The sequence below is a fragment of the Dactylosporangium sp. NPDC049140 genome, assembly GCF_040648435.1.
This window is the reverse complement of sequence record NZ_JBEZDS010000066.1, coordinates 23,206-37,659: the sequence shown is the minus strand read 5'-3', so window position 1 is coordinate 37,659 and position 14,454 is coordinate 23,206. Positions and strand designations below refer to the sequence as shown.

The window sequence follows — 14,454 nt, the reverse complement described above, 5'->3', positions numbered from 1 at the left end:
CTCAGCGCCGGCCGGGACCGCTATGGTCCCGTTGCGGCGATCCTGTTCGGCTCGAGCGGCTTCATCAGCGTGCGGCACCGGAAGAACGGTCCCTCCACTCGGTCTGGTCCGGTCGCGACCCGGCAGGCGGGGCCGTCGCTGCGGGCGTATTCGCCACTTGATCCAACATTCCCCGTTCGGGCCGCGCAGCGGCGACGTTTCTGGTGAAGGCTCTTACGGTGGTCCCGGCGGTGCTCACCCACATGAGCCTGCCCCGCACACCTGTTCCGCCAGCCCACCGCCACGCCGCCGCCGGCCGTCAAGTTGGTGGACTGGCCGAGGTATCAGGCAGCCTGAGCATCGCTGCGCCGCCGCGAAGGGCCGCCGACGCCCAAGGCAACGGCCGAGCGTGCCTGCCGACGGGTGACCCCGTGCTTCGGGCATGTCAGGAGCGGATGGCGGTCCTGGGCAGCGTCAGGCTGATGGTGAGTCCGCCGCCGGGGGTGTTATGGCAGTGCAGAGTGCCGCCCATGGCTTCGGTGAGCGCCCGCGCGGTGCGCACAGGAAGACTGCCGTCCGGGGTTGGGCCGATGGGCTCGCGCGCCATGTCCGGGGGGCAAGGTTCAAGCGGGACCGGCATCCGGATGCAGTGATCGATGATGTTGATCGCGAGGTTGTGGGGCAGCACGCTCACGGTCACCGTGGCCGGCGCGGTGCGCCAGCTGCGGTCCAGGGCGTTGGTCGCGAGGCTGGTGACCGCGCGGGTGAGCAGGTTGGCGTCGGCGATGACGTCCGGCAGGTCTTCGGGGGTGTCCATGACGATGTCGTGTCCCCCCGGCCCGAGATCGTCGAGCGCCGCAGAGAGGACATCGTCGAGCTCAACGGGACGGAGGTGGATGTCCAGCGCTCCCGCGCGTGCCTGGCCCAGGTTCTGGAGGTCGGTGAGGCAGGTTGCGATGCGGGCAAGGCTGGCCTGGCCGGTGGCGGCTAGCTCGTGTCGCTGTCCTGCGCTGAGCGACTCCTGGGTTGCGAGCCGGTCCAGCGTGTCCTGTATCTGCGCCAGGGGCGCCTGCAGTTCCCGCTGGGTGGCCAGCAGCATCGTGGTACGCGCGCGATCGGCGGCGATCTGCTGGTCGGCGTCGGCGGCGCGTTCGGCCAACTGCTGGCGATCCAGGCAGGCGGCGATCTGGACGGCGCAGGCCACCAGTACCCGCTGGTCGCTGTCGCCGAGGGCGCGGCCTCGCCCGGCCAGGGTGAGTGTCTGCCCGGCCGGGACGCTGGTGTCGGCTTCGGCGGGCTGTTCCGGTGGCCGGTCGCCGGACGACGCCAGCACGTGCCAGCTCTGTCCGAGGCCGCTTGCGGATCCCCGGTCGAGCAGGCTGACCGCGTCCAGTCCGAACAGTTGCCGTACCTGTTCCAGCAGGGCCGGCAGATTGGGCCCGCCCAGCTCGGCGCCGGCCAGCGTACTGAGCGCGCCGGCCTCTGCCGACGCGCGTGCGGCGCGGTGGGTCTGCCGCATCGCGGTCTCGAGCGCCCAGCTGACGATCGCCGCGACGACGACGAAGACGGACAGCGCCACTACATCGTCGGGTCTGGCGATGGTCAGACTGTGCAGTGGGGGCGTGAAGTAGTAGTTGGCCAGCAGGGTGCCCGCCACCACTGTCGGCAGCGCCAGGTACAGCCCTCCGGCCAGCGCCACCACGATCACGGGCAGCAGGTAGCCAAGCAGGACGCTGGAGAGCGTGAAGTGGCCCTGCAGTCCGATCAGGGTGAAGGCGGGCAGCAGCAGAACTGCCAGGGCGACGCCGGCCAGGTACCGGCGCACACCGAACCCCCGGCCGGCGCCTGGCAGTCGCAGTGCGGGCGGGCCGGCCGCGTGCTCGTGCGTGACCATGTGCACGTCAATCGGTCCGGACAAGCGGGTGACCCGGGCACCCACCCCTTCGCCGGTCAACGCCGACGCCGGCCACCCTCGGCGACTGGCCCCCAACACGACTTGCGTGGCGTTTTCGGCTTGGGCGAACTGGAGTATCGCCTTGGCTATGTCGTCACCGACGATCTGGTAGTAACGACCGCCCAGCGACTCCACGAGCGCCCGCTGCGCCGCCTGCGCCGGATGGCTGCCCGAGGCCAGCCCGTCACACGGCAGCACGTGCACGGCAAGCAGCTCGGCGCCCCGCATGCGCTCCGCGATGCGGGCCGCCCGCCGGATCAGGGTCTCGCCCTCGGGCCCGCCGCTGAGCGCTACCAGGATTCGCTCGCGGGTCTCCCAGCCAGTGGCGATGCCGTGCTCGGCCCGGTACCGCTGCAGGCCCTCCTCGACCCGATCGGCCACCCACAGCAACGCCAGCTCCCGCAGCGCGGTCAGGTTCCCGGGTCGGAAGTAGTGGGTCAGCGCCGCCTCGATCCGGTCTGGAGGATAGACGTTGCCGTGCACCATCCGCCGGCGCAACGCCTCCGGGGTCATGTCGACCAGCTCGACCTGCTCCGCGCGTCGCGCCACCTCGTCCGGCAGCGTCTCCTGCTGGGTGACGCCGGTGATCTGGCGCACCACGTCGTTGAGTGACTCGAGGTGCTGGATGTTGAGCGTGGTGACCACGTCGATGCCGGCGTCGAGCAGCTCCTCGACGTCCTGCCAGCGCTTGGCGTTCCGGCAACCTGGGACATTCGTGTGCGCCAGCTCGTCCACGAGGGCCACCTGCGGGTGCCGGGCCAGCACCGCGTCCAGATCCATCTCGGCGAACCGGGCGTCCCGGTAGTCGCACTCACGGCGGGGGACCACCTCGAGCCCGTCGGCCATCGCCGCGGTCAGCTGCCGGCCGTGTGGTTCCACGAACCCGACCACGACATCCGTTCCCCGGGATCGGCGGCGCTGTCCCTCGGCCAGCATCGCGTAGGTCTTTCCCACCCCGGGCGCCGCACCCAGGTAGACCCGCAACCTGCCCCGTGTCACCGAGGACTCCCCCTACCAGGAATCGCCACGCGAACCGGTTCCGCCCACCGATCGGGCGGGCCCGACAGTCGCCCCCGATCAGGCAGCCGGTTGCAACTGTTACCTCCAGTATGAAGCCGCCTGCCGGGTGCTGGACCGGCCACGGAACACCGAGCGTGTGGTCTACCCGGAAGGGCCGCTGTAGGCACGCCCGGGTGTCCGCCTGTGCACACTGGGCGCGAGTGGCATCGCATCTGACGCACCGCTCCGCCCTGCGGCGATGACCTGCGGTTCGGCGGGTCAGGGCTGGGCGCGAATGCGGACGGTGTCGATCTCGGTGGTTGTCTCCACGAGCGCGGCGACCACGTTGCGTTCGGTTGCGTTGTCGAGGTTGCCACTGAGCAGCGCGGCGCCGTCTTCGACGGTGATCGTCGAACGGCGCTCCCCGCCGGCGTAGGCGTCCAGCCGCCGCTGTGCCTCCTGGCCCGCAGCCTCGTCGGTCGGCATGATGGTGCGCAGCACCTCAGTGCGGCTGACCACGCCGATCACGTGATCGTCGGTGACGATGGGGACAACGTGCAGACCCTGCTCGACCATGAGCCGGGCGATGTCGGCGACCTCGTCCACCGGCCAACCGGCCACCGGAGGTCCGGACATCACGTCCACGACTCGGCGCCACGGTTCGTCCCAGCATGGGTACCCGCGGCGGTGCCCTGCCGCAGCACGTCCAGGGCGCTGATCGAACCAACCAGCGCGCCCTGGTCGTCGACGACGGGGACCGCGGTGATCCGTTCGCGTTCCAGCACTGGTGAAGGCACTGGCCCGTTATCACGTCGTGGATCTGACCAGCGAGGAGCTCGAGCTCGAAGAGCTCTTCTTCACCTACTACCGGCATGATGAGGCGTGATGCGCGTCTTCTGGAAGTCGATGCGGGACAACCGTCGCACGTGGATCGGATGGATCCTGGCACTGACCGCGATCGCGGCCATGTACGCCTCGTTCTACCCCAGCATCAACAACCCGGCGATGGCCGACGCGTTGAACTCGTTCCCGCCGTCGGTCAAAGAAGCGCTACACATGGAGGACTACACCAAACCCGAAAACTACTTCGCGGTCAGTGTGTTCGGTCTGCTGGTACCCATCCTGGTCGCCGTCTTCGCCATCTCCGCCGGCGTCAGGGCGATCGCCGGTGACGAGGAGGCGGGCACGCTGGATCTCGTCCAGGCCCAGCCCGTGAGCCGTGTCTCATTGGCGCAGGCCAACGCGAGCCGGATCGGCCACCGGACGCACTCCGGCTTCGGCGGGCAGACCGACTTCATCGTCGGCGCCATGCACTCCCCGGGCGGCCACGCTGTCATCGCGTTGCGGTCATGGCACCCGAAGGCCGACGTATCGGCCGTCGTGTCGCTGCTGTCCGGGCCGGTGACGTCCTTCCAACACAGCTACATCGTCACCGAGCAGGGCACCGCCCGGATCTGGGGCCGTGACTCGGTCGAGCAGGCGCCGCAGATCCTCGACCAGGCCGCTCATCCGGCGGCCCGCGACGGCCTCCGCGCGGCCGGCCGGGAGCTCGGCCTGCCGCTGACCTGACGCGGGCGTTTTCCGTCCCACCGACGACGGCGCCTTCGACCATCCCGGCGAACGCGTCGCTTATGCAGGTTCCTACGACGGCGTCACCTGGCGGATCGGCTCGGTGTATTCAGAGCACCGGCCCCACGACGAACCGGCGTTGGCGTAGGTGCCCGCGAGCCCCGGGATCGCAGCCGCGGCCGGGGTCGGCGGCGGGCCGTTCGTACTATTCGGCCGCCTCCCGCTTGCCAGTCAGCAGTTCCCGGTGGCGCCCGGTCTGCCGCTGCCGTTGGCTGCGTTCATCGCGAGCTCACCTCTCGCCCAACGTCCACGATGCCAGTCTGCGTCGTGTCGTGGCGGCCTGCTCGGGCGCGCGCTTTCCGGCGCGTGGGGCGGCGGCAACGGGCCTCGAAGTACGGGGCGAAAGGCCTGTACGGGCGGCCGTCCACGCCCGGAGGCTTGAGGCGGAGGGAACACCCGGAGTGGAGATGGGGGAGGTGCGACGGCGATGTCGACGACGATGATCGCGCCGGAGCAGGGTCTGGTCGAGTGCATGCGGCCCAGCACGCAGACCGGGGACATGGCGTTGCGGATGTGCCGCGCCGAGCGGCAGATCGAGATGCTGACCGCGGTGGTCCGGCTGCTGCTCGACTCGGCCACGGACCCGGTCCGGCTGCAGGCCGAGGTGCTGACGGCCACGATGACGGCCGGGGCGGCCCGGTAGCACCCGGCGGCCGCCACCGGGAGCCCCGCCGACGGTTCGCCTCGGGGTACCGGTCGGCCGCCCTACACGAAGGGAGCAGTCGATGCGCGTCAAGGACATCATGAGTTCGCCGGCCTGCACGGTCCGTGCGGATGCGCCGCTCGGCGACGCGGTGGCGCTGCTGGAGGAGCGGTCGATCACGGCCGCGCCGGTCGTGGACGACGACGGCATGCTCGTCGGGATGGTCAGCGAGCTGGACCTGCTGCGTCAGCGGCTGGCCCGGACGCGCCTGGCCGCAGGGCCGCTCCGGGTTCGTGAGGCGATGTCCGGCCTGCCGATGGCGGCTTGGCCGGAAGCCCACGTCGCTGCCGTCGCGCAGGCCATGGTCGAGCACGGGGCGCACACCGTGCCGGTGGTCGTCGACGAGCACGTCATCGGCGTCGTCAGCCGTTGCGACGTGCTGCGCACCCTGCTCCCGACCGCGGCGTCGGCGCAGCGGGACGCCTAGCGACGTCTCGACACCTGAGCGGGCGGGCAGCGCCGCTGGCCGGTCGCCGTCCAGGGTGGCACCGCGACGGTCGCCGGGGCGTTGGACGACGACACCGAACTGCGGATCGTCGAGGCGCTCGCCGGTACCACGGCTGGGGTGGACGCCGTCCGCGCGGCGGAACGGACCGGCTGAGGACTGGCCCGGCCCGCGCCAACTTGCCCGGTGATACGTGGCGCAAGCCCGGCGGCTCTGGGCCGCCGGGCCACGGCCGGCGGCTCTGGGTTCAGCGGACCATCGCCACCAGGCACACGGTGTGGTGGACGACGGCCCGGCTCACCGGGCCCAGCGGCAGGCTGGCGAAGCGGCCGCGGCCGCAGTCGTGAGGCCCGGCCCTCGGCGGCCAGGGCGAGGCGAAGGTTGCACATGGCCCCGCCGAGGCTCAGATGCGTCGCACGGTGTGGTGCGTCGATGACCTCAGTCCGCGCCTGAGCGCCCAGGAAGGAGTCCGCGAACTCCTTCACACCGGTCCGCTTTCCCGGCTCTGGATGCGGCAATCCTCGCGTCCGGGCGCCGTGCTGTCGAGGGCGGTCCAGTTTGTCGGGCTGGCGGAGAAGGTGGGTCGTACGAGTGCGGATCGCTATGGCATACATCGCCATCAGCGCGACGTAGACCCCGGCCACGACCGCTGCGACGACGATGAACGCACCCATCGGTCTCACCCCCTCCGCAGCCCTCCCTGCCCGCCGGATGCGGCCTCCAGCGACCACGCTAGGAGCCGCCCGCCGCGGCGGCCACGGCCAAAGGTCATTCCGACAACGGCCATGTCGGCGGGCGGCGGTCCTCACCGGTAGATGTGCGGGCGCCGGACTGGAGGTGCGCGGCCGCGGAACTTCCCGGTCGACGCCGAGGGTCAGCGCGCCGGCGAGCGGCACAAGGACCTCGAGGATGCCCGCCACGTAGGTGGCGGTGATGCCCTCGTTCTGCGCGTTCAGCGGCAGCAGGTCCGCGCGGGTCACGATCAAGCCTTTGCTGGTTGCCCGCTGGTGCTCAGGACCGGCCGTCTGGCACTGCGCTGTCCGTGTCGGCGAGATGGAACACTGGGTGGCGCTGTGCCTCGGCGGCCCACAGTTCGTCGCTGGAGGTGGAGGTCGTCCCGAAGAACTTGCGGGTGACGGGTACCTCGCGCCAGTACTGGCGCAGGATCGGTACCCGGTCCGCGGCAGGCACCTCGGTCACCCGCAGCGTCTCCCGGCGCCCGGCTCGACGCAGCGTCACCTGACCGGCAGCGCGGGCATTGCGCACCCAATTGGTCACGCCGTACGGGGCCACCCGATCTGCGGCACGGATCTGCACATCCTCGCCGGTGACGTGCCGGCGGTGCAGCCCGGGTGCGTGCTCGGGCACGAGGCGGTCGGCGCCGTCCGGCGACCAGGGCCGATCGTCCCGATCGGGCAGGATCCCAGACCGGGCCGCCCAGGACACCATCACGGCGGCGAACCCGGCGGCTCGTCGTGGTGGCGTCGCCAGTCCTGATAGGCGGCCACGGCGGTCGGCAGGGTGGGGAAGATGCGGTCCGTCCCGATCGACGCGGTCAGTCCGTAGGCGTCGAGCTGGTCCTGCAGGTCGCGCTTGACGCGCGCCATCGCGAACACCACCCCGCGGTCGGTCAGCTCTTTGCGGAGGTTGTCAAGCGCTTCCAGCGCGGTGATGTCGACCTCGACATTGGCCTCGGTGTTGAGCACGAACCACCTCGTCGCGGCGCTCTCGGCGGCGGCGCGCGCCCGATGGCGGAAGTCCTCCGCGTTGGCGAAGAACAGCGGGGAGTCGTACCGGTACACCAGCAGCCCCGGGGTTGTGGTTGCCTGTGGGTAGTCGTCGATGTCATGCATGCCGGCCAGGCCGGGAACCACGCCCTGGATCGCGTCGTGCGGCCGGGCCACCCGGCGCAGCAGCTCGGCCGCCGACAGCCCGATGGCGAACAGCACGCCGTACAGGATGTCGAGCGTGAGGACACCGACGATCGTCGCCACCGCCAGGAGCAGCTCGCTGCGGCGGAACGCCGCCAGGCGTCGCAATCCCGCGACGTCGATGAGCTGTACGGCGGCGAAGACGACGAGGGCGCCGAGGGCCGCGACCGGGAACAGCTGGAGCAGCGGCGCGGCGAACAGCAGTACCCCGATCACCGCCCCCAGGGTGATCACCGAGCTCACCTGGGTGCGGCCACCGGCGGCGAATCCGATCGCCGTTCTGCTGCCGCTGCTGCTGACCGGGAAGCCCCGCAGGGCGCCGGTGACGACGTTGGCTACGCCGAGAGCGAGCATTTCCTGGTTGGCGTCGATGCGGTAGCCGCCGCGGGCGGCGAACGCGCGCGCGGTCAGCACGGTGTCGGTGTAGCCCACGACCATCAGCCCGACCGCCGGCAGCAGCAGGTGGGTGAGGTCACCGATGCCCGGCAGGGCCGGCGTGGGCAGCCCTCGCGGGACGGTACCCACGACGGCGAGACCTCGTTCCCGCAGGCCGAACACGGCGACCGCAGCGGTGGCGAGCAGGACGGTCAACAGCGGCCCCGGCAGGTGCGGCCACCGCCAGTGCATGACGAACAAGAGGACCAGCACGGCGACGGAGAACACGAGGGTCCCCGGGTCGATCTGGCCGATGTTTCGCGCGGCGGAGATAACCTGCTCGACGAGGGTGTCGCCGGTCACCGGTATCCCGGTCACCTTGCCGAGCTGGCCGATGATCATGATGATCGCGACGCCGGTCAGGTACCCCACCAGGATCGGCTTCGACAGCAGGTCCGCAAGGAAACCCAGGCGCGCGACGGCGGCGGCAAGGCAGAGCACGCCGACGACCACGGCGAGCGCCGCGGCCAGCGCCGCGTAGCGGGTGGGACTGCCGCCGGCGAGCGGGGCGACCACCGCGGCGGTCATCAGCGCGGTCGTCGACTCCGGGCCGACAGACAGGTGGCGGGACGAGCCGAGCACGGCGTAGACGGCCAGCGGCGCGAGGACCGCCCACAGGCCCGCCACTGGCGGCAGACCCGCGAGCGTCGCGTACGCCATCACCTGCGGCACCAGGTAAGCGGCGATCGTCAGGCCGGCCAGCGCGTCGCCGCGCAGCCAGGACCGGCGGTACCCGCGCAGCGGGGCAATGCCCGGCACCAGCCGGACCCAGCGCCGCCCGGTCGCCCCTGCGTTGGCCATCCGATCACGATAGGCCCAGCAGGCGCTGCGTCCCGTTTCCGGGGGTTCCGAAGGGACGCGGTCGAACACCGCATCGCCGAACTCGCGACCGCCGCTGTACAGCATTGCCCGCTGGCTGGTCGACCTGCCTGGCGCCAAGCGGCGGATGGCCCGCGAAGACCCCCGAACTCTTCCAGACCTTCCCGGTGTTCCGCCAGGTCAAGGGCGACGCCTGCGAGCCCGACGTCCTCGAACGCGCCGGGGCGCTCAACGCCGATCTCGTGGTGGCCGCCACCGGAGAGGACGAGGACAACCTCGTCATCTCGCTGCTGGCCAAGCGCCAGTTCGCGGTGCCTCGGGTACTCGCCCGCGTCAACGACCGCGACGACGGTTGGCTGTTCGACCAACGCTGGGGTGTCGACGTCGCACTGCCCGCCGAAGGGCCGATGGTGGCGCTGATCGAGGAGGCGACGGGTGGCGTGCAGACCGTTGGACTGATGCGGCTCGCCGCAGCGGGCGTCACCCTCATCGAGACCCGGATCCGGCCCGAGTCGGCGACGGCCGGGCGCGCCCTCGCGGACGTGCCGCTGCCGTCGGGTACCGTCGTCGCCGCCGTCATCCGCGACGGGCAGCCCGCGGTGCCTGGGCCCGACCACCGCATGCAACCCGGCGATGTGCTGCTCGTTATCACGGCCACCGCGACCAAGCAGGACATCGAAGCGGCATTTCAGTGACCCCGTCCCGCGTGCGCCGCCGGACTCGCCGGACCCGCGCCGCAGCGCCGAGGAGTCTCGCCGGTGCCCTTGACCGCGACGACGTTGGCGGTCAGACCTTCAGGCTCGGGCATGCTGGCGCGGATCACCACGGCCGGAGGCCCCGACCGGTCCCGGGCCGGCGGTCCCGGGGCACGGATCGATTCGCAGACCGTCGATCCGCAGACCGCTTGTGGGGTACTACGGCTACTGGGTGCTCGGCACCGACCGGTATCCGCCGTTCACGCTCGCTGACGTGCCGGACTACCCGGCCCGCCTGGAGGTTGACGGGCCGGCGGCGCCGAAGCGCTGGCTGCCGCTGGTGGCGTGGCTTTTCGCGCTGCCGCATATCCTGATCGTCAGCCGCGCTGACGACCAGTTTCAGCCGGGTCGCCGAGGACGGTACGCGGTTCACTGCGCCGGGCGTCGCGGCACTGGCGGTGTTCTTCGCCGGCGTGGCGCTGCTGTTCACCGGCCGGTGCCCGGGTGGCCTGTACGACCTGCTCGTCGGGGCGTGGCGCTGGTACCTGCGGGTCGGCGCGTACGTCGCGCTGCTCACCGACCGGTATCCGCCGTTCGCTCTCGACCTCGGCGGGGCGGAGCCGGTCGGCGGTCCGGACGGGCCGCCGGCGGGCACGCCACCGGCCCCGGTGTCCACCGGCGGTCCGGCGTAGCGGCCGGCCGACCGCGTGATGGCCGCGTCGCCGTGGACGCGGCCACCAGGCAAGCGGGGAGAGCGCCGCGGGTCTGGATACCGGACCCCGCCGACCGCGTACTCCGCAAGGACGTGGCCGGCAGGAATCCGTCCTGGTCAGCCGACGTTGAGCCGCGGCGGCAGTTCGTCCTTGTACCGTTCGAGTCGCGCGACCATCGCCGATGGCTGCATCCTGCGGGTCGATGCATGACGCAGCGTGGATGTCCGCAGCGTTGCCGTGAGCTTCATCGAATTCAACTCCCTCCGTAGCCAACGGTCGACCTGCCTGGAGCTGATCGCCAGGGCCGAAGGTCCCGGTGCTCCTCGTCAGGTGTGTTCGACTCCAGCCGGAGGGCCGCGGAGCCGCGAGCGTGGACGATCAGCACCGGGCACTCGGCGTGCTGCACGAGCTGCGGGCCGACGGAGCCGAGCAAGAGCCCGGTGTAGCCGCCGTGTCCGCGGCTGCCGACCACGACGAGCTGCGCCGTGCGCGAGACGCCGATGAGCACCTAGGCCGCTCGGCCGACGGCGAGCAGGGCCTCGACATCGACGGTCGGGGACTTCTCGCGCCAGCCGGTCATCGATGCCTCCAACGCCTCGCGTTCGGCGGTCTCGATCGGTCCGTGCGGACCCGACCAACCGCGGCTACAGCACCGTGAGCAGTATCTGGGCGAGGAGAATCTTCACGATCATCGCCGTCGGGTACACCGCCGCGTATGCGCGCTCGGGCAGCTCGTTGTCGGCCTGCTCGACGGCGAAGCCGAGCGTCGCCGGCTGGGTGCACACGGCCGCCAGCACGCCCGTGGCCACGCCCATCGGCCAGCGCAGCACCCGGTGCCCGAGCCACAGCACGCCCACCGTGACCAACAGGCACACGACGAACGCCGCCGCGACCAGCTTCGCCCCGTCCCCGGTGGCCACCGTTGCGACGAACGACTGGCCGGCGCGGGTGCCGATCCCGGCGAGGAACAGCACCAGCCCCATCTGGCGCAACGACCAGTTGACATTGTTCGGCAACTGCCACACCAGCGGCCCGATGCGCCGCCGGGCGCCCAGCAGCAGCCCGACCACCAGGGGCCCGCCCGCGAAGCCGAGGCTCAGCTGGCCGCCGCCGGGCAGCGGCAGGCTCACCGTGCCGAGCAGCAGTCCCAGGGCGAGGCCCAGGGACAGTGACGCGATGTTGACCTCGCCCAGTTCCTTGTACGAGTCGCCGAAGTACCGGCTGATCTCCTTCATCCGCGTCGGCGGGGCCAGCACCCGCACCCGGTCGCCCAGCTCCAGGACGGTGTTCAGGTCGGCCAGCGAGTCGGTGTCGCCGCGGCGGACCCGGGTGATCGTCGCGCCGAATCGCCGGGCCAGGTCGAGTTCCTTGATCCGCCGACCGACGAGATCCGGGTCGGACACGAAGATCCGCCGCACGTCCAGCCGGCTGCGGTCGGTGTCCAGCCGTTCCGGCGCGGCCTCGCCGACGATCGCCGTCGCGTCGGCGATGGCGTCCCGCTCGCCCACGATCGTCACCCGGTCGCCCGGACACAGCCGCAGGTCGGGCTCCGCCACGGTCACTTCGCCGGCGTGCGCCACCCGGCCGATCAGCGCCCGGCCGCCGGTGGCCCGGACCACGTCCTTGACGGTCACCGGCCGTCGCACGTCCGCGGTCGCGTTGTGGATCGGCTGCTCGGTCAGGTGCGCGGCGCGGGCCTCCGCGGCGTAGTCGACGCCCCAGGCGCGTTGCAGCACGCTGATGCCGACGAGGCAGGCCAGCACGCTGACCGGGTACGCCAGGGAGTACGCCACGACCGGCAGGTTGGCGTCGGGCCCGCCGTCGAGCCGTTCCACCACCCCGGCCAGCGCGGGGGTGTTGGTCAGCACGCCGGTGAAGAATCCGGCGCCCTTGGCGCGGCCCAGGTCGAGCAGCCACGACAGGGCCACCACCAGCACCGCGACGCCCGCGATCGCGGCCAGTGCGAAGGCGTTCCAGCGCAGCCCGGCCCGGCGTAGCGACCCGACGAACCCCGGGCCGGCTGACAGCCCCATGGTGTACACGAACAGCCCGAGCCCCAGCAGGTACACAATCTCCGGCAGCTTGAGGCGCGCATCCAGCGCGCCCAACGCGATCCCGGTGAACAGCACCCCCGCCACGCCGAGGCTGAACCCGCCGATCCGGACCCTCCCCACCAGGAACCCGCCGCCCACGACCACGAACAGGGTGAGCAGCGGGTTCCCGGAGAGGGAATCGACGATCACGACCGGGCCGCGGACAGACGCGCCCGCAGTCCGGCGAGTTCCTCGCCCAGCGCGGCGGGTAGGCGTTCGAAGCGCGCGAACCAGTCGCCGATCAGTTCCGTCTCGCGGAGCCACTCATCGGCGTCGACGCGCAACAGTTCGGCCAGGCCGGCCGCGGAGATGTCCAGCCCGGTGGTGTCCAGCGCGCCCGGCTCGGGCAGGTTGCCGATCGGGCTCAGGATCGCGCCGGCGCCGCCGCACCGGTCGAAGATCCACGCCAGGACGCGGCTGTTGTCGCCGAAGCCCGGCCAGAGCCAGCGGCCGTCGGCCGCCTTGCGGAACCAGTTCACGTGGAAGATCCGCGGCGCCCGCACGCCGGGCCGTTGACCGGTCTCCAGCCAGTGCGCCCAGTAGTCGGCCATGTTGTACCCGCAGAACGGCAGCATCGCGAACGGGTCGCGGCGCAGCTGGCCGACGGCCCCCACGGCCGCGGCGGTGGTCTCCGACGACACCGTCGCCCCGAGGAACACCCCGTGCGCCCAGTCCCGGGCCTCGACGATCAGCGGTACCACGCCGGCGCGCCGGCCGCCGAACAGGATGGCGTCCACGCGTACCCCGGCCGGGTCCTCCCAGGTGTCGGCGAGTGACGGGCACTGCGCGGCCGGGGCGGTGAACCGGGCGTTGGGATGCGACGACAAGCGGCCGCAGTCCGGCGTCCAGTCCTCGCCGCGCCAGTCGACGAGGTGCGCGGGCGGCTCGTCGGTGAGGCCCTCCCACCAGACGTCGCCGTCGTCGGTCAGCGCCACGTTGGTGAAGATGCAGTTGGCGTACAGCGTGGCGAGCGCGTTGGGGTTGGTCTGCGGGCCGGTGCCGGGTGCCACGCCGAAGAAGCCGCTCTCGAGGTTGATGGCGCGCAGTTCGCCGTCGGCGTTGAAGCGCATCCACGCGATGTCGTCGCCGATCGTCTCCACCGTCCAGCCGGGCAGGGTGGGGATGAGCATGGCGAGGTTGGTCTTGCCGCAGGCCGACGGAAATGCGGCGGCGATGTGGCGGACCTCGCCGGCCGGGTTCGTCAGGCGTGAGATGAGCATGTGCTCGGCGAGCCAGCCCTCGTCGCGGCCCATGACACTCGCGATGCGCAGCGCGTAGCACTTCTTGCCCAGCAGCGCGTTGCCGCCGTAGCCGGAGCCGTAGGAGATGATCTCGCGTTCCGCGGGGAAGTGGGTGATGTACTTCGTCGCGCTGCACGGCCACGGCACGTCCGGCGCGCCCGGCCCGACTGGCGCGCCGACGCTGTGCAACGCCTTGACGAAGTCGCCGTCGTCGCCGATGAGGTCGAGGGCCTCCTTGCCCATCCGCGTCATGATCCGCATCGACACGACGACGTACGGCGAGTCGGTGATCTGGACGCCGAGCTGCGAGATCTCCGATCCGAGCGGCCCCATGCAGAATGGCACGACGTACATCGTGCGGCCCCGCATCGCGCCCGCGAGCCGCAGCCCCAGGGTGCGGCGCATGTCGGTGGGGTCGGCCCAGTTGTTGGTGGGGCCGGCGTCGCCCGGGTCCGGGGTGCAGATGTAGGTGCGGTCCTCGACGCGCGCGACGTCGGACGGGTCCGAACGGGCGAGGAAGCTGTTTGGCCGCAGCTGCGGATTGAGCCGGACGAAGGTGCCCGACTCGACGAGTTGGTCGGTGAGCCGCTGCCACTCCGCCTCCGAGCCGTCGCACCAGACGACCTCGTCAGGTGTGGTCAGGGCGGCGGTCGCGGACACCCAGGCGCGAAGGCGGGAGTGTGTGGTTGGGACTGATGGTCCATGGTCCGATCCTGTCTGTCGCAGTGCTTCTCGGCCGTCCGCATTCCAGCCCGATACGCCGGAGCGGGGCAGAGCCGCAGGCACCACGGCCCCAGGACCTACGACCTGGGAATCGT

The 14,454-nt window shown here is 71.5% G+C and carries 14 protein-coding genes and 1 pseudogene; 6 read left to right on the top strand and 9 right to left on the bottom strand.

Translation table 11 applies throughout. The features are described 5' to 3' along the window. Positions 1-424: 424 nt before the first annotated feature. The 3 genes from AB0B76_RS52795 to AB0B76_RS52785 form a co-directional block, all read right to left on the bottom strand. Positions 425-2,932: a DUF4118 domain-containing protein gene (locus AB0B76_RS52795; protein ID WP_360392020.1), complete on the bottom strand. Its 2,508-nt coding sequence runs from the start codon at positions 2,930-2,932 to the stop codon at positions 425-427. Positions 2,933-3,211: 279 nt separating this feature from the next. Further along, entirely contained in the window at positions 3,212-3,538 is a 327-nt protein-coding gene (locus AB0B76_RS52790) for a CBS domain-containing protein (protein WP_360392017.1), read from the bottom strand. A gap of 29 nt (positions 3,539-3,567) precedes the next feature. Further along, on the bottom strand, positions 3,568-3,717 hold the full coding sequence (locus AB0B76_RS52785; RefSeq protein WP_360392014.1) for a CBS domain-containing protein: 150 nt from the start codon (positions 3,715-3,717) through the stop codon (positions 3,568-3,570). 100 nt (positions 3,718-3,817) lie between these two features. On the opposite strand from AB0B76_RS52785, the gene AB0B76_RS52780 reads away from it, so the two are divergent. The 3 genes from AB0B76_RS52780 (at position 3,818) to AB0B76_RS52770 (ending at position 5,691) form a co-directional block, all read left to right on the top strand. Next, the gene (locus AB0B76_RS52780; RefSeq protein ID WP_360392012.1) at positions 3,818-4,501 is read left to right on the top strand and encodes an acetyl-CoA hydrolase/transferase C-terminal domain-containing protein; all 684 of its coding nucleotides are present in this window, start codon (positions 3,818-3,820) and stop codon (positions 4,499-4,501) included. A 487-nt stretch (positions 4,502-4,988) separates the two neighbouring features. Further along, complete coding sequence (locus tag AB0B76_RS52775) at positions 4,989-5,204, top strand: hypothetical protein (RefSeq protein ID WP_360392009.1); 216 nt, start codon at positions 4,989-4,991, stop codon at positions 5,202-5,204. Positions 5,205-5,286: 82 nt separating this feature from the next. Continuing rightward, entirely contained in the window at positions 5,287-5,691 is a 405-nt protein-coding gene (locus AB0B76_RS52770; protein ID WP_360392007.1) for a CBS domain-containing protein, read from the top strand. 1,029 nt (positions 5,692-6,720) lie between these two features. Here AB0B76_RS52770 and AB0B76_RS52765 read toward each other — a convergent pair. Beyond that, complete coding sequence (locus tag AB0B76_RS52765; protein ID WP_360392005.1) at positions 6,721-7,077, bottom strand: hypothetical protein; 357 nt, start codon at positions 7,075-7,077, stop codon at positions 6,721-6,723. Between AB0B76_RS52765 and AB0B76_RS52760 the strand changes: the two genes are divergently transcribed. Next, on the top strand, positions 7,042-7,206 hold the full coding sequence (locus tag AB0B76_RS52760) for a hypothetical protein (RefSeq protein WP_360392002.1): 165 nt from the start codon (positions 7,042-7,044) through the stop codon (positions 7,204-7,206). The genes AB0B76_RS52765 and AB0B76_RS52760 overlap by 36 nt on opposite strands. Here the strand turns inward: AB0B76_RS52760 and sulP are convergent. Beyond that, positions 7,158-8,876 (bottom strand): sulfate permease, encoded by a 1,719-nt coding sequence (gene sulP, locus AB0B76_RS52755; RefSeq protein WP_360391999.1) that lies wholly within the window; start codon positions 8,874-8,876, stop codon positions 7,158-7,160. The genes AB0B76_RS52760 and sulP overlap by 49 nt on opposite strands. Before the next feature lie 185 nt (positions 8,877-9,061). On the opposite strand from sulP, the gene AB0B76_RS52750 reads away from it, so the two are divergent. Together AB0B76_RS52750 and AB0B76_RS52745 are read left to right on the top strand one after the other, a co-directional pair. Beyond that, entirely contained in the window at positions 9,062-9,589 is a 528-nt protein-coding gene (locus AB0B76_RS52750; RefSeq protein WP_360391996.1) for a TrkA family potassium uptake protein, read from the top strand. A 386-nt stretch (positions 9,590-9,975) separates the two neighbouring features. Continuing rightward, positions 9,976-10,281 carry a DUF4389 domain-containing protein gene (locus tag AB0B76_RS52745; RefSeq protein WP_360392075.1) on the top strand — a complete coding sequence of 102 codons (306 nt, stop codon included), beginning with the start codon at positions 9,976-9,978 and terminating at the stop codon, positions 10,279-10,281. A 137-nt stretch (positions 10,282-10,418) separates the two neighbouring features. On the opposite strand, the gene AB0B76_RS52740 is transcribed toward AB0B76_RS52745, so the two are convergent. The 4 genes and pseudogenes from AB0B76_RS52740 to AB0B76_RS52725 form a co-directional block, all read right to left on the bottom strand. Next, positions 10,419-10,550, bottom strand: coding sequence for a hypothetical protein (locus AB0B76_RS52740; protein ID WP_360391993.1), 132 nt, complete (start codon positions 10,548-10,550; stop codon positions 10,419-10,421). A gap of 113 nt (positions 10,551-10,663) precedes the next feature. Continuing rightward, positions 10,664-10,807, bottom strand: a pseudogene (locus tag AB0B76_RS52735) (universal stress protein); the annotation flags it as partial. 139 nt (positions 10,808-10,946) lie between these two features. Further along, the gene (locus AB0B76_RS52730; protein WP_360391990.1) at positions 10,947-12,545 is read right to left on the bottom strand and encodes a TrkA C-terminal domain-containing protein; all 1,599 of its coding nucleotides are present in this window, start codon (positions 12,543-12,545) and stop codon (positions 10,947-10,949) included. After that, positions 12,542-14,362 carry a phosphoenolpyruvate carboxykinase (GTP) gene (locus AB0B76_RS52725; protein WP_360392072.1) on the bottom strand — a complete coding sequence of 607 codons (1,821 nt, stop codon included), beginning with the start codon at positions 14,360-14,362 and terminating at the stop codon, positions 12,542-12,544. The genes AB0B76_RS52730 and AB0B76_RS52725 overlap by 4 nt, the downstream gene beginning before the upstream one ends. Positions 14,363-14,454 lie beyond the last annotated feature (92 nt).